This is a genomic window from Mycolicibacterium brumae (genome assembly GCF_025215495.1).
GTDB classification, from domain to species: Bacteria; Actinomycetota; Actinomycetes; order Mycobacteriales; family Mycobacteriaceae; genus Mycobacterium; species Mycobacterium brumae.
In genome coordinates, this window is the sequence record NZ_CP104302.1 from 712,461 (window position 1) to 731,608 (window position 19,148).

At 69.0% G+C, this 19,148-nt stretch carries 20 protein-coding genes and 1 tRNA gene; 11 read left to right on the forward strand and 10 right to left on the reverse strand.

What is annotated here, in order from left to right:
• Window positions 1-9 precede the first annotated feature (9 nt).
• The 8 genes from L2Z93_RS03655 to L2Z93_RS03690 all read left to right on the forward strand — a co-directional run bounded on the left by L2Z93_RS03655 (window position 10) and on the right by L2Z93_RS03690 (window position 4,987).
• Window positions 10-957: a 4-(cytidine 5'-diphospho)-2-C-methyl-D-erythritol kinase gene (locus tag L2Z93_RS03655; protein ID WP_090589177.1), complete on the forward strand. Its 948-nt coding sequence runs from the start codon at window positions 10-12 to the stop codon at window positions 955-957.
• A gap of 122 nt (window positions 958-1,079) precedes the next feature.
• The gene (locus L2Z93_RS03660) at window positions 1,080-2,717 is read left to right on the forward strand and encodes a fatty acyl-AMP ligase (protein WP_090589178.1); all 1,638 of its coding nucleotides are present in this window, start codon (window positions 1,080-1,082) and stop codon (window positions 2,715-2,717) included.
• A 15-nt stretch (window positions 2,718-2,732) separates the two neighbouring features.
• Window positions 2,733-2,978, forward strand: coding sequence for a hypothetical protein (locus L2Z93_RS03665; RefSeq protein WP_090589179.1), 246 nt, complete (start codon window positions 2,733-2,735; stop codon window positions 2,976-2,978).
• Between the two features lie 144 nt (window positions 2,979-3,122).
• Window positions 3,123-3,365 carry a hypothetical protein gene (locus L2Z93_RS03670; protein WP_128111801.1) on the forward strand — a complete coding sequence of 81 codons (243 nt, stop codon included), beginning with the start codon at window positions 3,123-3,125 and terminating at the stop codon, window positions 3,363-3,365.
• A gap of 115 nt (window positions 3,366-3,480) precedes the next feature.
• Window positions 3,481-3,699 (forward strand): hypothetical protein, encoded by a 219-nt coding sequence (locus tag L2Z93_RS03675; protein ID WP_234786152.1) that lies wholly within the window; start codon window positions 3,481-3,483, stop codon window positions 3,697-3,699.
• A 168-nt stretch (window positions 3,700-3,867) separates the two neighbouring features.
• Window positions 3,868-4,272 carry a hypothetical protein gene (locus tag L2Z93_RS03680; RefSeq protein ID WP_099541257.1) on the forward strand — a complete coding sequence of 135 codons (405 nt, stop codon included), beginning with the start codon at window positions 3,868-3,870 and terminating at the stop codon, window positions 4,270-4,272.
• 39 nt (window positions 4,273-4,311) lie between these two features.
• Window positions 4,312-4,545 (forward strand): hypothetical protein, encoded by a 234-nt coding sequence (locus L2Z93_RS03685; RefSeq protein ID WP_090589183.1) that lies wholly within the window; start codon window positions 4,312-4,314, stop codon window positions 4,543-4,545.
• A 193-nt stretch (window positions 4,546-4,738) separates the two neighbouring features.
• On the forward strand, window positions 4,739-4,987 hold the full coding sequence (locus tag L2Z93_RS03690; protein WP_090589184.1) for a hypothetical protein: 249 nt from the start codon (window positions 4,739-4,741) through the stop codon (window positions 4,985-4,987).
• A gap of 56 nt (window positions 4,988-5,043) precedes the next feature.
• Here L2Z93_RS03690 and pth read toward each other — a convergent pair whose 3' ends face one another.
• The 7 genes from pth to L2Z93_RS03725 form a co-directional block, all read right to left on the reverse strand.
• Complete coding sequence (gene pth, locus L2Z93_RS03695; RefSeq protein ID WP_090589185.1) at window positions 5,044-5,622, reverse strand: aminoacyl-tRNA hydrolase; 579 nt, start codon at window positions 5,620-5,622, stop codon at window positions 5,044-5,046.
• A 29-nt stretch (window positions 5,623-5,651) separates the two neighbouring features.
• On the reverse strand, window positions 5,652-6,302 hold the full coding sequence (locus tag L2Z93_RS03700; protein ID WP_090589186.1) for a 50S ribosomal protein L25/general stress protein Ctc: 651 nt from the start codon (window positions 6,300-6,302) through the stop codon (window positions 5,652-5,654).
• Window positions 6,303-6,434: 132 nt separating this feature from the next.
• A complete protein-coding gene (locus L2Z93_RS03705) occupies window positions 6,435-7,295 on the reverse strand; it encodes an oxidoreductase (RefSeq protein WP_090589187.1) in 861 nt (286 codons plus the stop codon).
• On the reverse strand, window positions 7,295-7,633 hold the full coding sequence (arsC, locus tag L2Z93_RS03710) for an arsenate reductase (glutaredoxin) (protein WP_090589188.1): 339 nt from the start codon (window positions 7,631-7,633) through the stop codon (window positions 7,295-7,297). The genes L2Z93_RS03705 and arsC overlap by 1 nt, the downstream gene beginning before the upstream one ends.
• A 1-nt stretch (window position 7,634) precedes the next feature.
• The gene (locus tag L2Z93_RS03715) at window positions 7,635-8,615 is read right to left on the reverse strand and encodes a ribose-phosphate diphosphokinase (protein ID WP_090589189.1); all 981 of its coding nucleotides are present in this window, start codon (window positions 8,613-8,615) and stop codon (window positions 7,635-7,637) included.
• A gap of 197 nt (window positions 8,616-8,812) precedes the next feature.
• Window positions 8,813-10,255, reverse strand: coding sequence for a bifunctional UDP-N-acetylglucosamine diphosphorylase/glucosamine-1-phosphate N-acetyltransferase GlmU (gene glmU / locus L2Z93_RS03720; RefSeq protein ID WP_090589190.1), 1,443 nt, complete (start codon window positions 10,253-10,255; stop codon window positions 8,813-8,815).
• A 39-nt stretch (window positions 10,256-10,294) separates the two neighbouring features.
• Window positions 10,295-10,366: transfer RNA gene (locus tag L2Z93_RS03725), tRNA-Gln, on the reverse strand.
• An 86-nt stretch (window positions 10,367-10,452) separates the two neighbouring features.
• Between L2Z93_RS03725 and L2Z93_RS03730 the strand changes: the two genes are divergently transcribed.
• The 3 genes from L2Z93_RS03730 to L2Z93_RS03740 are packed head-to-tail and all read left to right on the forward strand — an operon-like array spanning window position 10,453 to window position 15,660.
• The gene (locus L2Z93_RS03730) at window positions 10,453-11,046 is read left to right on the forward strand and encodes a TetR/AcrR family transcriptional regulator (protein ID WP_090589348.1); all 594 of its coding nucleotides are present in this window, start codon (window positions 10,453-10,455) and stop codon (window positions 11,044-11,046) included.
• Between the two features lie 40 nt (window positions 11,047-11,086).
• Window positions 11,087-14,743, forward strand: coding sequence for a transcription-repair coupling factor (gene mfd, locus L2Z93_RS03735; protein WP_090589191.1), 3,657 nt, complete (start codon window positions 11,087-11,089; stop codon window positions 14,741-14,743).
• Entirely contained in the window at window positions 14,740-15,660 is a 921-nt protein-coding gene (locus tag L2Z93_RS03740; protein WP_090589192.1) for a nucleoside triphosphate pyrophosphohydrolase, read from the forward strand. Before mfd ends, L2Z93_RS03740 begins: the two co-directional genes overlap by 4 nt.
• Window positions 15,661-15,671: 11 nt before the next feature.
• On the opposite strand, the gene efeB is transcribed toward L2Z93_RS03740, so the two are convergent.
• Genes efeB through efeU form a run of 3 tightly spaced genes read right to left on the reverse strand, consistent with a single transcriptional unit; the run spans window position 15,672 to window position 19,010 of the window.
• Window positions 15,672-16,964, reverse strand: a complete 1,293-nt coding sequence (efeB, locus tag L2Z93_RS03745; protein WP_090589193.1) for an iron uptake transporter deferrochelatase/peroxidase subunit — start codon at window positions 16,962-16,964, stop codon at window positions 15,672-15,674.
• Window positions 16,945-18,102: an iron uptake system protein EfeO gene (gene efeO, locus L2Z93_RS03750; RefSeq protein ID WP_090589194.1), complete on the reverse strand. Its 1,158-nt coding sequence runs from the start codon at window positions 18,100-18,102 to the stop codon at window positions 16,945-16,947. Before efeO ends, efeB begins: the two co-directional genes overlap by 20 nt.
• Window positions 18,099-19,010 (reverse strand): iron uptake transporter permease EfeU, encoded by a 912-nt coding sequence (efeU, locus tag L2Z93_RS03755; RefSeq protein ID WP_234786153.1) that lies wholly within the window; start codon window positions 19,008-19,010, stop codon window positions 18,099-18,101. Before efeU ends, efeO begins: the two co-directional genes overlap by 4 nt.
• Window positions 19,011-19,148 lie beyond the last annotated feature (138 nt).

The window sequence follows — 19,148 nt, forward strand, 5'->3', positions numbered from 1 at the left end:
TCTCGTCGGGTGTCTCTCACCGGCAACACCGCCACCGAATGGGTCCCGACCGGATCGGTGACGGTCCGCGTGCCGGGCAAGGTCAATCTGTTCCTGTCCGTCGGCGACACCCGCCCGGACGGCTATCACGAGTTGACGACGGTGTTCCACGCCGTGTCGCTGTTCGACCAGGTGGTGGTCGCCAACGCCGATCTGATGTCGCTGACGGTGGTCGGCGAGGGCGCCGACACGCTGCCCACCGACCGGCGCAACCTGGCCTGGCAGGCCGCCGAGCTGATGGCCGAACACGTCGGACGCTCACCCGATGTGGCGATCACCATCGAGAAGTCCATCCCGGTGGCCGGCGGCATGGCCGGCGGCAGCGCCGACGCCGCCGCGGTGCTGGTCGCGATGAACACGCTCTGGGAACTCGGTGTGCCCCGCGCCGACCTGCACACCCTGGCCGCCAAGCTCGGCAGCGACGTGCCGTTCGCGCTGCACGGCGGCACCGCGCTGGGCACCGGCCGCGGCGAGGAGCTGACCACGGTGCTGGCCCGCAGCACCTTCCACTGGGTGCTGGCGTTCGCCGATTCGGGGTTGTCCACGCCGAAGGTCTTCGCCGAGATCGATCGGCTACGGCTGACCGGCGCCCAGCCGCGACTGTCCGAACCCGAGGCGGTGCTCGCGGCGATGGCCAGCGGCGATCCGACCCGGCTGGCCCCGTTGCTGGGCAACGAACTCCAGCCGGCGGCCCTCAGCCTGAACCCGGGCCTGCGCCGCACCCTGCGTGCCGGCGTCGAGGCGGGGGCGCTGGCCGGTGTGGTCTCCGGGTCCGGGCCGACGTGCGCGTTCCTCTGCGAGACCGTCGACGTCGCCGTCGACGTGTGCAGCCAGTTGGCCGGCGCCGGGGTGTGCCGCACCGTGCGGGTGGCCAGCGGGCCGGTGCACGGCGCCCGGGTGGTTCCGGCGGGCAAATGACACGCGCATCGAATTCATCACATAGTTTGGTAGTTACTTAAGAGGAGTTTAAGATGAACGGCGGTGATGACTATTAACTGGGCGCCGCCGACGCCATCGCTCCGATTGTCCAGGAGGTTCTCGTGAGCAGGTTCACCGAGAAGATGTTCTTCAACGCCCGGAACAGCAACCGGGGAATGGTGACGGGTGAGCCCCACGCACCGGTCCGCCAGACCTGGCTCGAAGTGCACGAGCGCGCTCGCCAGGTCGCGGGCGGCCTCGCCGCCGCCGGGATCGGCCACGGCGACGCCGTCGGCATGCTGGTCGGCGCTCCGGTGGAGATCGCCCCGGCCGCCCAGGGTCTGTGGATGCGCGGCGCGAGCCTGACCATGCTGCACCAGCCCACCCCGCGCACCGACCTGGTGATGTGGGCCGAGGAAACCATGAACGTCGTCGGGATGATCGAGGCGAAGGCCGTCATCATCTCCGATCCGTTCCTGGCCGCGGTCCCGGTGCTGGAGGAAAAGGGCATCACCGTCCTGACCGTCGAGGACCTGCTGAAGGCCGACCCGATCGACCCGATCGAGACCGGCGAGGACGACCTGGCGCTGATGCAGCTGACCTCGGGCTCGACCGGATCGCCCAAAGCGGTGCAGATCACGCACCGCAATATCTACTCCAACGCCGAGGCGATGTTCGTCGGCGCGAAGATGGACCCCGACGGCAACGACGTCATGCTCAGCTGGCTGCCGTGCTTCCACGACATGGGCATGGTCGGCTTCCTGACCATCCCGATGTTCTTCGGCGTCGAGCTGGTCAAGGTCACCCCGATGGACTTCCTGCGCGACACCCTGCTGTGGGCCAAGCTCATCGACAAGTACAAGGGCACCATGACCGCGGCGCCGAACTTCGCCTACGCGCTGTTCGCCAAGCGGCTGCGCAAGCAGGCCGAGCCGGGTCAGTTCGACCTGTCGTCGCTGCGTTTCGCGCTCTCCGGCGCCGAGCCGGTAGACCCGGCCGACGTCGAGGATCTGATCGACGCCGGCAAGCCGTTCGGCCTGCGGCCCGAAGCCGTGATGCCGGCCTACGGCATGGCCGAGACCACGCTGGCGGTGTCCTTCTCCGACCTGGGCCAGGGCCTGCTGGTCGACGAGGTCGACGCCGACCTGCTGGCCGCGCTGCGCCAGGCCGTCCCGGCCACCAAGGGCAACACCCGCCGGCTGGCCACCCTCGGCCCGGTGCTGCAGGACCTCGAGGTCCGCATCGTCGACGAGCACGGCAACGTGATGGCCCCCCGCGGCGTCGGCGTCATCGAACTGCGCGGCGAATGCGTCACCCCCGGCTACCTGACCATGGGCGGCTTCCTGCCGGCCCAGGACGAGCACGGCTGGTACGACACCGGCGACCTGGGCTACATCACCGAACTGGGCCACATCGTGGTCTGCGGCCGGGTCAAGGACGTCATCATCATGGCCGGCCGCAACATCTACCCGACCGACATCGAACGCGCCGCCGGGCGGGTCGCCGGCGTGCGCCCGGGCTGCGCGGTCGCGGTGCGCCTCGACGCCGGGCACTCCCGGGAGACGTTCGCCGTCGCCGTCGAATCCAACGACTACCAGAACCCCGACGAGGTGCACCGGATCGAGCGCCAGGTCGCCCACGAGGTGGTGGCCGAGGTCGACGTCCGGCCGCGCAATGTCGTCGTGCTCGGGCCGGGCACCATCCCGAAGACCCCGTCGGGCAAGCTGCGCCGGTCCAACTCCGTCGCCCTGGTCACCTAGGTTCGGGACCGGAACATGAGGGCCGTGGCGACGATCGCACTGATCGGTGCGACGACGTCGATGATCGCGCTGATTTCGGCGCCGGGCGCCGTCGCCAGGCAATCCTGCCGGGGCGGCGACGGAAACGTGGTGTGCGAGACCAACGGCAGCGTTTCGATCAAGAGCGTGCCGCACATCCGCGCCCCGCAGGCCAACGTCTTCTGGCCCGGGCTGGGCCCCGGGGCGTTCGTCGGCGGCCCGGTCGGCGTCATCGGTTGGTAGTCCCGGCAGCGAAAACTGATTGCCAAAGTCATCAATTTTCCCCACCAGGCGCCGCAGGCCTTACGCACAGGGGCGAGTGTCACTTACTGTGGAGGCACACAGTGACCGAGAGGGGGCCCAATGATTAGACGCAACACCGCATCGGTGACTAGACGCAACACCGCATCGGTGTCGGCGACGATCGTGGGCGCCGCACTGATCGGCGCTGTGCTGGCGGCCGCCCCGGCCGGCGCTCAACCCGAATGTCGGGAAGCCGGGGCCACCATGCGCTGCGAGACCAATGGCAGCGTGCAGATCACCACCGGGCCGCGGAGCCGGGCGCAGACGCCGGCGCAGCAGATGCCGGGCATGATGATGGCGCCGTGGCAGATTTACCTGGACAAGTAGCCGCCCGGACTCCGGTTTCCGCAGTTTCTGAAGTTTCCGATCAGCCCGCCAAGGGTGAATCACCGTTGAATTTCTCATTACCCGAGGGGGAGCCTGAATGAATACCCGCGCAACGATGGCATTGGCCGCGACGGGCTTGATCGTCGTTTCGATGATTTCCTCACCGGTCGCCGGCGCACGGCAGAGCTGTCGCGACACCGGTGGAGCCATCCGGTGTGAGACCAGTGGCAGCACCTCGATCAAGGCCGTGCCGCAGACCCGGGCAATGGGTCCGCAAGCCGGAATGATCGGCGGCATCGGCGGACTTCGCCGCGGGATGCTGTGGGGCTGGTAGCACCCCCCGGACGAAAATTCGGCGTTCATCGCGCACCTCGCGCGAATCCGGATTGCTCATGTTAAGTTCCATACCAAACTCAAAGAATTCGATGAAAGGACCGCAATGGCGTTGACCCGCACGGTTTCTGCACTCTTCGCAGGAGGCGTCGCCGCCGCTGCGATCTCGATGGGCGTTGCGTGGGCCGGTGGCCCGGACGGCTATAACGAGGACAACGGTTACGTGGAGCCTGCCGTGAATTCCGACCCCTCCGACGATGTCTATGAGGCCGTCGGCTCCGGGTACGTCGGGGACTCGCTGGTCGGCTTCCGCGCCACCGGCGACAACAAGGGCGCCGCGACCGCGAACGTCATCGCGGCCTGCGAGGCCGGCGGCGGCATGGACTGCAGCTGGGACGAGGTGACCAGCGACAATCTGTGCATCGTCTCCATCGGCAACGACAACACCGGCCAGGTCGGTGGCGGCGCCGGCGCCAACCCCGCTGCGGCGCGTGACGACGCGTTCGCGCACGCCGCCGAGGGCGGCTACCCATTCGACCCCAGCGCCCGGACGCTGATCGAAGCCTGCCCGTAATTCAGCTCCGCCCGACCAATCCCTAGAAAGGGGAACCGCATGAACACGCGTAGGAAAGTTGCCCTGTTGGCTGCGGCGCTGATGTCGGTTTCGTTGATCTCGGCGCCGGGCGCCATGGCGCGCCCGAATTGCCGGGAAAGCGGCGGCAAGACCCGCTGCGAGACCAACGGCAGCACCTCGATAAAGGCCGTGCCGCAGACCCGGGCGCAGCAGCCGGGGCAGGGCCTGGGTGGCATCGGCGGCGTCCGTCGCGACACCCTCTTCGGCTGGTAACCCGACCACGATTGCGGCCTGCTCCGGCAGGCCCCAAAGACCTCGACCTGATATGTCAGGTCGAGGTCTTTCGTGTGTAGGGCCCCGGACAGTGATGTGACGAAGCCATGGAGTTCATGGAGCTCCGCCCCGGTCTTGGTGACTCTGGATGGTGTAAGCGAATCCAGACCCCACAGAGAGGGGAGGCCGAAAAATGAAGTTACGCAACAAGAGCGCAGTCGCTGCGGCCGGCTTGATGGCGATGTCGATGGTCGCGGCGCCGATGGTGACCGCGACGGAGGCGCAGGCGCGGCCGGTCTGCGAGCAGACCGCGACCAAGACGCGGTGTGAGACCAATGGCAGCACGTCGATCAAGGTCGTGCCGCAGACCCGGGCGCCGATGAGCGGCCAGCAGATGGGCGCCTTGGGCATGGTCCCGCGCCAGATCTTCCTCGGCTGGTAACCGCACGCCGCTGGCCGGGTAAGCCCCGGCTCAGGCCAGGCCCCGGTCAGTAGGCCTCAAGCCCAAGCGTGCACGATGTTCTGGGCTGGCTCCAGCCCCTGTGCGACAAGCAATTCCGCGGCATCGGCCGCCTGCTCGCAAACGGTGGGGACCTCGGCGCGTTCGACGGAGCTGAACGGCTCCAGTACGAACGTCGCTGGGTCCTTGCGGCCGGGTGGGCGGCCGATGCCGATGCGGACCCGCTGAAAATCCTTTGTTCCCAACGCAGAAGCCACCGACTTCAGCCCATTGTGGCCGCCCTCGCCGCCGCCCCGCTTGAGCCGGATGCGCCCGAAGTCGATGTCGAGCTCGTCGTGCACCACGATGACCTCAGCGGGCGGCGTCGAATAGAACTTGGCCAGCGGACCGACCTGACGACCGGATTCGTTCATGTACACCCGCGGCTTGGCCAGCACCACGGCGCGGCCGCCGATCCGGCCGGTGACAACCTCAGCGCCGGACTTCTTGTGCGCCTTGAAGGTTTCGCCCATTCGGCCCGCCAGCAGGTCGACGACCATGAACCCGACATTGTGTCGGGTGTTGGCGTACCGGGGTCCGGGGTTGCCAAGGCCGACGACGAGCAGTGTGTCGGCCATGGCAAACCCCGTCGATCCTCGAAGTGCTGTTACTCGGCGGCTTCCTCGCCGGCTTCCTCGGCGGCCTCGGCCGGCGCGGCGCCGGCATCGTCGCCGGCGCCCTCGTCGTCCATCTCTTGGGCCGTCGGCGCCTCGACTACGTTGACCACCAGCAGTTCCGGGTCGGAGACCAGGGTGACGCCCTTGGGCAGCTCGACCTGGCCGGCGGCGATCTGGGTGCCGGCTTCGATGCCCTCGACGGAGATGACCAGCTGCTCGGGGATGGACAGCGCCTCGGCCTCGATCTCGATGGCGTTGGTCTCCTGGGTGACCAGGGTGCCGGAGGCGGCTTCGCCCTCGACGATCACGTTGACCTCGACGGTGACCTTCTCACCGCGGCGCACGACCAGCAGGTCGGCGTGCTGGATGTTGCGGCGGATCGGGTGGATGTCGAGCGCCTTGGTCAGCGCCAACTGCTCCTTGCCCTCAATGTCGAGCACCAGCACCGCGTTGGTGCCGGAGTTCCGCAGCACCGCGGCGAGATCGTGGGCGTTGAGCAGCAGGTGGCGGGGATCCTCGCCGTGGCCGTAGAGCACGGCCGGGACCTGGCCCGCACGGCGGGCCCGGCGCGAGGCGCCCTTGCCGGTCTCCTCGCGGACGACCGCGCTCAGGTTATTGCTGGTGGTGGCGTTCTTGGCCATGTCGCTCCTCATATGTCGTACCTGGGTGTGGGGCACGGCAAGAGCAGACAATCCGCGATTCGCGGGTCCCCGTCGATAACGGTGGCTTCTCACCACCCTCGCCGTGACGCCCGACAAGGGTAGCGCAGGCGCCTATCCGAACTCCACCCCGGTGAGTTTCTCCGACAACGACCACAGCCGGGCCGCGGTGTTGTCACTGCGGGCCAGCGGGCTGCGCCCGACGGCCCGGCTGGGCCCGGCGAAGCCGAACCGCGGGCCGATGAAGGTGTCCCCGGCCAGGTCCTGGGACGCCGCGAACAACGTTTGGCGCGCGCCGAAATCCGCGCTGGTGGCCAGCCGGTTGCTGACCGCCATCACCTTGTCCGACACACCCCCGGTGTGGCCCTGCAGATTGGTCGCCGAATACCCCGGGTGCGCGGCCAGCGCCCGCACCGAGGACCCGGCGCGGTCCAGCCGTCGCTGCAACTCGCGGGTGAACAGCAGATTGGCCAGCTTGGACTGGCCGTAGGCCAGCCACGCCGAGTACGGCTTGGCCTTCCAGTTCAGGTCGTCGAGGCTGACCCAGCCCAGGTAGTGCGCCGACGAGGACACCGTGACCACTCGATCGGTGATCTGCGGCAGCAGCAGCCCGGTGAGCGCGAAATGCCCGAGGTGGTTCACCCCGATCTGGCTCTCGAAACCGTCGGCGGTCAACGCGTACGGCACCGCCATGATCCCGGCGTTGTTGACCAACACGTCGACGTCCCCGTCGACGCCTTCGGCGAAGGCGCGCACCGACGCCAGGTTGGCCAGATCCAGCTGGCGGACCTCGACGTCGCCGTACATCGTCTCGGCGGCTTCGCGGCCCTTGTCCACGTTGCGCACCGCCAAGATGGTGCGCGCGCCGACCCGGGCCAGCTCACGCGCGGTCACCTCGCCCAGGCCGCTGTTCGCGCCGGTGACGATGACCGTGCGCCCCTCGAAGGAGGGCAGTTCGCCTGCGGTCCAGGTCATTACAGGATCTCGTTGACCGAATCGATCGGACGGGCCAGGCGCACGCCCTTGTCGGTGACGACGAACGGCCGCTCGATCAGGATCGGGTGCTCGGCCATCGCGTCGAGCAGCTGCTCATCGGTGGCCTCCGCCAGATTCAGCTCGCCGTAGAGCGATTCGCGTTTGCGCACCGCGGCCCGCACCTCGATGCCGGCGTCGTCAATCAGCTTGGCCAACTCGTCCCGGGTGGGCGGGGTCTTCAGATACAGCACGATTTCCGGATCGATCCCGTTGTCCCGCAACAGCTCCAGCGTCTTGCGCGACGTGGAGCACTTGGGGTTGTGGTAGATCCGCGCCATGCTAGGCCGAACCGTCGAACAGCCCGGTCACCGAACCGTTGTCGAACACCTCGCGGATGGTCGAGGCCAGCAGCGGCGCGATGGACAGCACGGTCAGCGTGGGGAAGCGCTTCTCCTCGGCGATCGGCAGCGTGTTGGTGACGATCACCTCGCGGGCGCCGCATTCGGCCAGCCGCTGCGCGGCCGGGTCGGACAGCACGCCGTGGGTGGCCGCGATGATCACGTCCTTGGCGCCGTCCTGGTGCAGCAGTTTCACCGCGCCGGCGATGGTGCCGCCGGTGTCGATCATGTCGTCGGTCAGGATGCAGGTCTTGCCCTTGACCTCACCGACGACCCGGTTGGACACCACCTGGTTGGGCACCAGCGGGTCGCGGGTCTTGTGGATGAAGGCCAGCGGGACGCCGCCCAGGGCGTCGGCCCACTTCTCCGCGACCCGGACGCGGCCGGAGTCGGGGGAGACCACGACCAGGTCCTGATCGGCGTAGCTCTCGGCGATGTGGCTGCACAGCAGCGACTGGCCGCGCATGTGGTCCACCGGCCCGTCGAAGAAGCCCTGGATCTGGTCGGTGTGCAGATCGACGGTGATGATGCGATCCGCGCCCGCGGTCTTGAGCAGATCGGCGACCAGCCGCGCGGAGATCGGCTCACGGCCGCGGTGCTTCTTGTCCTGCCGGGCGTACGGGTAGAACGGCATGATCGCGGTGATGCGCTTGGCGCTGCCGCGCTTGAGCGCGTCGATCATGATCAGCTGCTCCATCAGCCAGGTGTTCAGCGGCGCCGGGTGGCTCTGCAGCACGAACGCGTCGCAGCCGCGCACCGACTCGTTGAACCGCACGAAGATCTCGCCGTTGGCGAAGTCCCGCGCGGTTTGCGGCGTCACCTCGACACCCAGCTCCTTGGCCACCTGCTCGGCCAGCTCGGGGTGCGCCCGACCCGCGAAGAGCATCAGATTCTTACGGTTGTCGGTCCATTCCTGGCCCACTTGCGCCACCCTCGCCTCGGGGATCGATACGCGCCAATCTTACGAACACCGGTTACCCATGCGTACCCGGGTTGCCCGAAACCGAACGCGCGGTGGCCGCGAGGTGCTGCGTGTACACAAATGGGGCCGCAGCGGGCCTTCGTTTGGATTATCCAAACGACGCTCGCCACAGGCCCCATTTCGGTACGCGTGCGGAGCTAATCGTCGCTCTCGCGCGCCCGCCTGGCAGCTGAAGCCGACGCCGAGCCCGGTCGCTTGGACTCGACCCAGCCCTCCACGATGTGCTGGGCGTTGTCGGAGAACGCCAACGCGCCCGGCGGCACATCGTGGCGCAGCACCGTGCCGGCCCCGGTGTAGGCGCCGTCACCGACGTCGACCGGCGCCACGAACATGGTGTCCGAGCCGGTGCGGACGTGCGACCCGACCCGGGTGCGGCTCTTGGACTCGCCGTCGAAGTTCACGAAGACGCTGGACGCGCCGATATTGGTCTGCTCGCCGATGTCGGCGTCCCCCACGTACGTCAGATGCGGCACCTTCGTGCCCTCGCCGATGGTGGAGTTCTTCACCTCGACGAACGCGCCCAGCTTGCCGTCGGCGCCCAGCACGGTGCCCGGCCGCAGGTAGGTGAACGGTCCGACGTCCGCGCCGTCGCCGATCGCCGACGAGCTGCCGTGGGTGCGCACCACCGAGGCGTCGTCACCGACGGTCACGTCCCGCAACGTGGTGGCCGGACCGATCTGACAGCGCGCCCCGATCGCCGTGACGCCGTGCAACTGGGTGCCCGGATGGATGACCGTGTCGCGCCCGACGGTGACCTCGACATCGACCCAGGTGGTCGACGGGTCGATCACTGTCACCCCGGAACGCTGCAGACCCGCCACCACCCGGCGGTTCAGCTCCATGGCCAGCGTGGACAGCTGCACCCGGTCGTTGACGCCGGCGACCAGATGGGCGTCCTCGACGTGCAGCGCGTGCACCGCCTGCCGGTTGGACCGGACGATCCCGATGACGTCGGTCAGGTACAGCTCGTTCTGGGCGTTGTTCGACGACAGCCGCTCCAGCCCACCCCGCAGCGCCGCGATGTCGAACGCGTACACCCCGGAGTTGATCTCCCGGATACGGCGCTGCTGCGCGGTGGCGTCGGCCTCCTCGACGATCGCGGTGACCTCGCCGTCCTGGGTGCGCAGGATGCGCCCGTACCCGGTCGAGTCCGCCACCGTGGTGGTCACCACCGTCACCGCGGCGGGCTCGTCGCGGTGGTAGTCGGTCAGCTCGGCGAGTGTGGTGGCGTCCAGCAGCGGCACATCTCCGGAGGTGACGACGACCGTCCCGGTGAAGTCCGACGGCAGCGCGCTCAGCCCGCAGGCCACCGCGTGCCCGGTGCCCAACTGCTCTTCCTGCACCGCGATGGCGATGTCGCGGTCCAGCTCGGCGGCCAGCTCGGCGACCACCGGCGCGATCCGCTCGCGGTCGTGGCCGAGCACCACCACCAGATGGCGCGGGTCCGCGCCGGCCGCGGCGTGCAGCGCGTGCGCGAGCATGCTGCGCCCGCCCAGGGTGTGCAGAACCTTCGGGGTGTCCGACCGCATCCGGGTGCCTGCCCCGGCCGCCAGGACCACCACAGCGTCGCCAGTTGTCATATGGGTGAGCGCCTACCTTCGCCGGGGAGCGCGATCATGCTCCGTCGCCAGGACTCGAACCTGAACTATCTGAACCAAAATCAGAGGTGCTGCCGATTACACCACGACGGATCGCCTGCCAACGGATCCTATCGGGTGCCATAGGCTGACATCTCGTGGCAGCCCCGGAGAAGGAGGTCCGCGCGCCGCGGGCCCGGATGACGGGCAGCGAGCGCCGGCGTCAACTCATCGACATCGCCCGGACCCTGTTCGCCGAGCGGGGGTACGACGGCGCGTCCATCGAGGAGATCGCCTCCCGCGCGGGGGTGTCCAAGCCGGTGGTCTACGAGCACTTCGGCGGCAAAGAGGGTCTCTACGCCGTGGTGGTGGACCGGGAGATGTCGGCGTTGCTGGAGGCCATCACCTCCTCGCTCACCAACAACCGGTCCCGGGTGCGGGTCGAGCTGGTCGCGCTGGCGCTGCTGACCTATGTCGAGGAACACACCGACGGATTCCGCATCCTGATCCGCGATTCGCCGGCCTCGATCAGCTCCGGCACCTACTCCAGCCTGCTCAACGACGCGGTGAATCAGGTGTCCTCGATCCTGGCCGGTGACTTCTCCCGACGCGGCCTGGACCCCGAACTGGCGCCGCTGTACGCCCAGGCGCTGGTCGGCTCGGTGTCGATGACCGCGCAGTGGTGGCTCGACGTCCGCGAGCCCAGCAAAGAAGTGGTCGCCGCGCATCTGGTGAACCTGTGCTGGAACGGCCTGACCCACCTCGAGTCCGACCCGGTGCTGCACGAGGAGTAGCGGGCGCGGCGTCCGGCGGCGGCACTAGACTTCCCCCATCATGACCACACCGGGGCACCCGCATGTCCAGACCCCGATCGCGGGTCTGGTGGAGCTGGCGCTGACCGCGCCGACCTTCACCGATCTCGCCGAACGCGCCGCCGCCGCTCCGCAGACCCTCGACATCGTCGGGCCGTCGGCGGCCCAGCTGTATGTCGCCGCGGCGCTGGCCCGCCGCGGCCCGCTGCTGCTGGTCACCGCCACCGGACGCGACGCCGACGACCTGACCGCCGAACTGCGCGGGGTCTTCGGCGACGCCGTCGCGCTGTTCCCGTCCTGGGAGACGCTGCCGCACGAGCGGCTGTCCCCGGGCGCGGACACCGTCGGCAACCGGCTGCTGCTGCTGCGACGGCTGGCCAACCCCGACGACGATCGGCTCGGCCCCCCGCTGCGCGCCGTGGTCACCACCGTCCGCTCGTTGCTGCAGCCGATGGCCCGCGGCGACGGCGCCGCCGCCGACGCCGAGCCGGTCAGCCTGGCCGTCGGCCGCGAGGCCGATTTCGACGACGTCATCGCCCGGCTGGTCGAGCTCGCCTACACCCGCGTCGACATGGTCGGCAAGCGTGGCGAGTTCGCGGTGCGCGGCGGAATCCTCGACGTGTTCGCCCCGACCGCCGAGCATCCGGTGCGCGTCGAGTTCTGGGGCGACGAGGTCACCGAGATGCGGATGTTCTCCGTCGCCGACCAGCGCTCCATCCCGGAGATCCCGGTGCGGCACCTGGTCGCGATGCCGTGCCGCGAATTGCTGCTCACCACCGCCGTGCGGGAGCGCGCCGCCCAACTCGCCGACTCCACCCCGGCCACCGACAACGCGGTGCTGGGCACGGTGGGGGAGATGCTGTCCAAACTGGCCGAAGGCATCCCGGTCGACGGGATGGAGGCGCTGGCCCCGGTGCTGTGGGGTGACGAGCTCACCCAGCTCACCGACCACCTGCCCGACGGCGCCCCGTTGCTGGTCTGCGACCCTGAGAAGGTCCGCACCCGCGCCGCCGACCTGATCAAGACCGGCCGCGAATTCCTGGAGGCGTCCTGGTCGGTGGCGGCCCTGGGCGGCGACGCCCCGATCGACATCGAGGAATTGGGCGGCTCCGGGTTCCGGGCGCTCGACGAGGTGCGCGCCGCCGCGTCGGCCGGCGGGCACCCGTGGTGGACGCTGAGCCAATTGCCCGACGAGCACGCGGTGGAACTCGATGTCCGCCCCGCGCCGTCCACCCGCGGCAGCCAGCAGAGCATCGATGAGCTGTTCGCCATGCTGCGCGCGCACGTGGCCACCGGCGGGACCGCGGCGGTGGTGGCCCCAGGTGTCGGCACCGCGCACCGCGTCGTGGAGCAGCTCGGCGAATCCGACACTCCGGCAACGATGTTGGCCGGCGGCGAAACCCCGAAGCCGGGAGTCGTCAGCGTGCTGCAGGGGCCGCTGCACACCGGGCTGATCGTGCCCGGCGCGCAGCTGGTGGTGATCACCGAAACCGACCTGACCGGCAACCGGGCCACCGCCGGCGAGGGCCGGCGGCTGGCGGCCAAGCGCCGCAACACCGTCGACCCGCTGGCGCTGACCGCCGGCGACCTGGTGGTGCACGACCAGCACGGCATCGGCAAGTTCGTCGAGATGACGGAGCGCATCGTCGGCGGCGCCCGCCGGGAGTACCTGGTGTTGGAGTACGCCTCGGCCAAGCGCGGCGGCGGCACCGACAAGCTGTACGTGCCGATGGATTCGCTGGACCAGCTGTCGCGCTACGTCGGCGGAACCGCGCCCACGCTGAGCCGGCTCGGTGGCAGCGACTGGACCAACACCAAGACCAAGGCGCGCAAGGCCGTCGCGCAGATCGCCACCGAACTGGTGGCGCTCTACGCCAAGCGGCAGGCCGCGCCCGGCCACGCGTTCGGCCCCGACACCCCCTGGCAGGCCGAGATGGAGGACGCGTTCGGGTTCACCGAAACCGTCGACCAGCTCACCGCGATCACCGAGGTGAAGGCCGATATGGAGAAGCCGGTGCCGATGGACCGGGTGATCTGCGGCGACGTCGGCTACGGCAAGACCGAGATCGCGGTGCGCGCGGCGTTCAAGGCCATCCAGGACGGCAAGCAGGTCGCGGTGCTGGTGCCGACCACCCTGCTCGCCGACCAGCACCTGCAGACCTTCACCGCCCGGATGGCCGGCTTCCCGGTCACCGTCAAGGGCCTGTCCCGGTTCACCGATCCGACCGAGTCCAAGGCCATCGTCGCCGGAATGGCCGACGGCAGTGTGGATGTGGTGATCGGCACGCACCGGCTGCTGCAGACCGGGGTGCGCTGGAAGGACCTCGGCCTGGTGATCGTCGACGAGGAGCAGCGCTTCGGCGTCGAACACAAGGAACACATCAAGAGCCTGCGCAGCCACGTCGATGTGCTCACCATGAGCGCCACGCCGATCCCGCGCACCCTGGAGATGAGCCTGGCCGGCATCCGGGAGATGTCGACCATCCTGACCCCGCCGGAGGAACGGTTCCCGGTGCTGACCTACGTCGGCCCGCAGGACAACAAGCAGGTCGCCGCCGCGCTGCGGCGTGAACTGCTGCGCGACGGGCAGGCGTTCTACATCCACAACCGGGTCCGCACCATCGACGACGCGGCCGCCCGGATCCGGGCCTTGGTGCCCGAAGCCAGAGTTGTTGTGGCACACGGACAGATGCCCGAGGAGCAACTCGAACGCACGGTGGAAGGATTCTGGAACCGGGAGTTCGACATCCTGGTGTGCACCACGATCGTCGAGACCGGTCTGGACATCTCCAACGCGAACACCCTGATCGTGGAACGCGCCGACACCTTCGGACTGTCTCAGCTGCACCAGCTGCGCGGCCGGGTCGGTCGGTCACGCGAACGCGGCTACGCCTACTTCCTGTACCCGCCGGAGATGCCGCTGACCGAGACCGCGCACGACCGGCTGGCGACCATCGCCCAGAACAACGACCTGGGCGCCGGCATGGCGGTGGCGCTCAAGGACCTCGAAATCCGCGGCGCCGGAAACGTTCTCGGCGTCGAGCAGTCCGGGCACGTGGCCGGGGTGGGATTCGATCTGTACGTCCGGCTGGTCGGTGAGGCCGTCGAGGCCTACCGCGCTGCCGCCGACGGGCAGCCGGTGCGCTCCGAAGAACCCAAGGAAGTCCGCATCGACCTGCCGATCGACGCCCACCTGCCGCCGGACTACATCGGCAGCGACCGGCTGCGCCTGGAGGGCTACCGGCGGCTGGCATCGGCCGCCGACGAGGACGCGGTCGCCCGGGTGGTCGAGGAACTCGTCGACCGCTACGGCCCGCTGCCCGAACCTGCCCGCCGCCTGGCCGCGGTGGCCCGGCTGCGGCTGCTGTGCCGGCGCTACGGGGTGACCGAGGTGACCGCGACGGGCGCCGACGCCGCCACCCTGCGGCTGGCGCCGCTGACGTTGCTGGACTCCCAGCAGCTGCGGCTCAAGCGGATGTACCCCGGCGCGACGTACCGACCCACCACCTCGATGGTGCAGGCGCCGATCCCGCGCTCCGGCAGCGGAATCGGGGCGCCGCGCATCCGCGACCTCGAGCTGGCGCAGACGGTCGCCGATCTGCTGCTGGCCCTCGACGGCCGCCCGCAGGGCGAGGTGGATCTCGCTGCGGTCAGCGGCCCGACGGAAGGCGACGCATGACGGTGATTCTGGTGGACCCGCTCCGGCCGCAGCTGGTGCCGGTGGACGCGGTCGAATTGCTGGCGGGCCCGGTGCAGTACACCGAGGAGCTGCCCCCGAAAGTGGTGTGGGCGTTGGCCGCCGCACGCCCGGTCGGCGTTGGCGACCCGGCCCCGGTGCTGCTGTCCTCGGATCCGAAGCACCCCGAGGTGCGCGCGCGCCTCGACGGTGGGGCCCGGCTGCTGGCGGCGCCGGAACCCCGTCGCGGTGAGCGGCTGCTCGAGGCGGTGGAGATCATGGACCGGTTGCGGACCAACGGGCCGTGGGAGTCTCAGCAGACCCACGACTCACTGCGCGGATACCTGCTGGAGGAGACCTACGAGCTGTTCGACGCGGTGCGCGGCGGCGACGCAGAGGAACTGCGCGGTGAGCTCGGAGATGTGTTGCTGCAGGTGCTTTTCCACGCCCGCATCGCCGAAGACGCGCCCGCGGGTTCGTTCGATATCGACGACGTCGCCGACGCGCTGATCCGCAAGCTGGTCAACCGGGTGCCCGCTGTCCTGGCCGGTGAGGAGATCTCGCTGGAGGACCAGTTGGCGCAGTGGGAGGAGCGCAAGGCCGCCGAGAAGGCGCGACTGGTCGGCGTCGACGCCTCGGTGATGGACGACCTGCCCACCGCCTCCCCGGCGTTGTTGTTGGCGCAGAAGGTGCTCGCCCGCGCCGAGCGCGCCGGGATACCCGCCGAGCTGATCCCTGCCGACCTGCAGACCGTCACCGTCGACCAGGACGCCGAAACACGTTTGCGTGGAACGGCGCTGGCGTTCATGGACGATGTGCGGGCCGCCGAGCGCGCCATCGCCGCGACGCGCGGCGACTTCGACACCCCGCAGGCCGGGGCTTCGGCCGACGAATGGCGCGCGGCTTGGCCGGCGGTTTAGTCGGCGCCGATCTAGGACTCGAACAGCGTCGAGCCCCAGTAGGCGTCATTGTCGCCCTCCGGGATTCCCGGCGGCGCGGCGAAAATACCGGTGCCGGTGTGCAGGATGTACTCGGTGAGCAGATCCTTCTTCGCGAGCTTGGACTGGATCGGGATGAAGTTCGTCTTCGGGTTCCGCACGAACGCGATGAAGAACAGCCCGGCGTCCAAGTGCCCGAAACCGTCTGTGCCGTCGGTGAAGTTGTAGCCGCGCCGCAGCATCTGCGCGCCGGCGTTCTCCTCGGCCGAGGCCATCCGGACGTGCGCGTCGACGTCGATCACCGGCTCGCCGTCGGCGTCGACCCGGCCGAGGTCCAGTTCGTCGAACTCGTCGGGCAACCCCAGCGGCGCGCCGCTGCCCTTGGTCCGCCCGATCACCCGCTCCTGCTCCATCAAGGTGGTGCGGTCCCACGGCTCGATCCGCATTCGGATCCGCCGGGTGATCAGGTAGCTGCCGTTGGTCATCCAGGCGGGCCCGTCACCGTCGGCCACCCAGACGTGCTCGTCGAGCACACCGGGTTCTTCGGCCTTGATGTTGTTGGTTCCGTCCTTGAACCCGAACAGGTTTCGCGGGGTGTCCTGGTCCCGCGAGGTCGACGAGGTGCGACCGAAGCCCAGCTGTGACCACCGCACCGCGGCCGTGCCGAAACCGACGCGGGCCAGGTTGCGCACTGCGTGCACCGCGACCTGCGGGTCGTTCGCGCAGGCCTGCACGCAGATGTCGCCGCCGCACCGCGCCGGGTCCATCGACTCGTTGGAGAACTTCGGCAGATCCCGCAGCAGTTCGGGCTGGCGGTCGGCGATGCCGAGCCGGTCCACCCTGTCCTTGCGGAAGAAGCTGGGGCCGAAGCCGATCGTCAGGGTCAACTGGGACGCCGGCAGGCCGAGCGCCTCGCCGGTGTCTTCCGGCGGCGCGTACGGGTTCCCGCCGGTGGCGCCGTTGCGGGCGGTCTCATCGCCGGCGGTGAGCCGCTCGGCCATGTGCGTCCACTCCCGCAGCATCTGGATGACCTCGTCGCGCTTGTCGGTCATCAGATCGAAGGCGGCGAAGTGCATCCGATCCTGGGCCGGGGTGACGATTCCGGCCTGGTGGACGCCGCGGAACGGCACCGCGGACTGCAGCAGGCCGTGATGCGGCGCCGTCGCCCGCCCGGCCGCCACACCGGCGCCGGCCACACCGACGGCGGCGGCCGCGACCCCGGCGCCGGCGAGGAGCCGGCGCCGGGAAAAGCCCTGCGGCTCTTGGTTACTGTCCGGCGACGACACCTTGCACCTGGCTGACTTCCTTGCTCAGGGCGTCGATCGCGCGGGACAACTCCTGGCGCTGCGGCTCGGTCACCTTGTCGTAGAACACGAAGCCGTCGCCCTCACGCAGCCCGTCGAGCAGCTTCTCGACCTCGTCGAAACGCTGATCGACGCGCTTGCCCAGATCGGCGTTGCGCTCGTCGAGGATCGGCCGCACCGACGCGACCGCGGTCCGGGAGCCCTCCACGTTGGCGTTGAAGTCCCACAGGTCGGTGTGGCTGAAGATGTCCTCTTCGCCGGTGATCTTGGTGGCGGCGACCTCGTCGAGCAGACCCTGTGCGCCACCGGCGATCTGGGTGGAGTCGATCTTGTAGCTGTCCGAGTTCACGCCGTCCTGAAGTTCCTTCAGGTCGGTCATCAGCTGATCGGCCATCGCGTTGGTGTCCGGCTGCAGACCGGAGACCCAGAGGTCCTTCTCCAGCCGGTGGAACCCGGTCCACTTCTGGCCCTCCTCCAGGTCGGCTTCGCGGAGATCGATGCGCGGGTCGAGGTCATTCGGGAAGGACTCGGCCACCGGCTCGATGCGCTCGTAGTAGGTGCGGGCGATCGGGAACTGTTTCTTGGCGCCCTCGATGTCGCCGGCCTTGATCGCGTCGACGAACACCTGGCTGGCGGCCAGCAACGCCTCGGTCTGGCTGACCACGTAGCGCTTGTAGCTGTCGGCGGCTTCCTTGAACTTGCCCTCGGTGTCGATCTCCACGGCCTCGCCGGTGACGGTGAACTCGCCGCGGATGCCGTCGCCGACCATGCCCGGCCGGCAGGAGGTCTGGTACGTGCCCGGCTCGGACAGTTGCACGATCAGCTTGCGCTCCAGTCCGGGGGAGATGTTCTCCACCTCGCCCATCACCCGGTCGCCCTCGTCGTAGACGTAGAACTCGGTGACCTTGGAGCCATTGTTGGTGACCATGAAGGTGTTGGCGCCGGTGGTTCCCTCGGTGGCCGACAGCACGCACTCGGTGTCGGTGGCGGCGACGGTGATCGCCTCGTTGGAGGCGGCGCCGTCATTGCTCGCCTCCTTGGCGGTGCAGCCGGCCAGCGCGACGCCGGTCAGCGCGGCGCAAGCCAGGGCGGTCGCCGACTTGGCGTGAAAGTTGCTCATCTGGTTGACCTTTCGGGTTCTTTGGTGACCGGCTGGGCCGGGGGTTTGGCGGGACGGAGGAACAGTGCGAGAACGATGACCAAGTAGCCCGCCCAGCACAGCAACTGCAGCACCGTCGGTGTGGGGGTGATGTTGAAGACGCCCTCGATCGCACCGGTCAGCGCCTGGCCGAAGGTCGAGTCGAAGGTGAACCAGGGCGACAGGTCGAAGGCCTTGCCGGTGAGGAACGGCAGCCAGCCCACGGTCTGCAGCGCCCCGACGCCATAGGAGAGGATGCCCGCGGCCACCACGATCAGGAAGATCCCGGTGTACCGGAAGAACTTGGCCAGGTTGAAACGCACCGCGCCGCGATACATGCCGTAGGCGATGGCGGCGGCGACCAGCACACCCAGGATGAGCCCGGTTAGCGGCCAACCGGTGGAGGCATTGGCGTAGCCCACCATGAACAGCGCGGTTTCCAGGCCTTCGCGGCCGACCGCCAGGAACGACAGCGACATGACGGCCAGCCCACCGGTGTCCAGCGCCCGGGTCATGCCCTCGCGCAGTTCACCGGAGATGCCGGCGGAGGCCTTCTTCATCCACAGCACCATGGTGGTCACGATGACCACCGCCAGCAGCGACGCGACGCCGGCGAAGGCTTCGGCGGCCAGATCCTTGATGGTGTTCTCGCCGAGCTGGATGCCCAGGAACACCCCGACGGTCATCAGCACCGCGGCGCCGACGCCGAACCAGACCCATTTCAGCGCGTCCCGACGGTCGCTCTTGACCAGGAACGCCACCAGGATCGAGACCACGATCCCGGCTTCCAGGCCCTCGCGCAGGCCGATCAGAAAGCTGCCGAACAGCTGCGTTCCCGGGCTGGGGGCGGCCAGCAGGGTTAGTGCGGAATCGGCAAATCCCGTCGGCAACTTTGTCCCCGTTCCGCCGCGCCAGGCATGACGTTTGGCCACCCCGAATGTAGGTTCGGCTAACTTTAACAGCGGGTCGGGCCAAATCGGCGTCGGACGGTCACGCGCGAAGCTCGGCGACGCTCATGGGACGATGGA

Coding starts and splice junctions, on each gene's coding strand:
- L2Z93_RS03705 (WP_090589187.1), bottom strand. CDS start 7,295: ATGACCTGGACCGCAGGCGAACTGCCCTCCTTCGAGGGGCGCACGGTC.
- L2Z93_RS03675 (WP_234786152.1), top strand. CDS start 3,481: ATGGCATTGGCCGCGACGGGCTTGATCGTCGTTTCGATGATTTCCTCA.
- L2Z93_RS03740 (WP_090589192.1), top strand. CDS start 14,740: ATGACGGTGATTCTGGTGGACCCGCTCCGGCCGCAGCTGGTGCCGGTG.
- glmU (WP_090589190.1), bottom strand. CDS start 10,255: ATGACAACTGGCGACGCTGTGGTGGTCCTGGCGGCCGGGGCAGGCACC.
- L2Z93_RS03665 (WP_090589179.1), top strand. CDS start 2,733: ATGAGGGCCGTGGCGACGATCGCACTGATCGGTGCGACGACGTCGATG.
- L2Z93_RS03700 (WP_090589186.1), bottom strand. CDS start 6,302: ATGGCCAAGAACGCCACCACCAGCAATAACCTGAGCGCGGTCGTCCGC.
- efeO (WP_090589194.1), bottom strand. CDS start 18,102: ATGAGCAACTTTCACGCCAAGTCGGCGACCGCCCTGGCTTGCGCCGCG.
- L2Z93_RS03680 (WP_099541257.1), top strand. CDS start 3,868: ATGGGCGTTGCGTGGGCCGGTGGCCCGGACGGCTATAACGAGGACAAC.
- mfd (WP_090589191.1), top strand. CDS start 11,087: ATGACCACACCGGGGCACCCGCATGTCCAGACCCCGATCGCGGGTCTG.
- L2Z93_RS03690 (WP_090589184.1), top strand. CDS start 4,739: ATGAAGTTACGCAACAAGAGCGCAGTCGCTGCGGCCGGCTTGATGGCG.
- arsC (WP_090589188.1), bottom strand. CDS start 7,633: ATGGCGCGGATCTACCACAACCCCAAGTGCTCCACGTCGCGCAAGACG.
- L2Z93_RS03685 (WP_090589183.1), top strand. CDS start 4,312: ATGAACACGCGTAGGAAAGTTGCCCTGTTGGCTGCGGCGCTGATGTCG.
- L2Z93_RS03730 (WP_090589348.1), top strand. CDS start 10,453: ATGACGGGCAGCGAGCGCCGGCGTCAACTCATCGACATCGCCCGGACC.
- pth (WP_090589185.1), bottom strand. CDS start 5,622: ATGGCCGACACACTGCTCGTCGTCGGCCTTGGCAACCCCGGACCCCGG.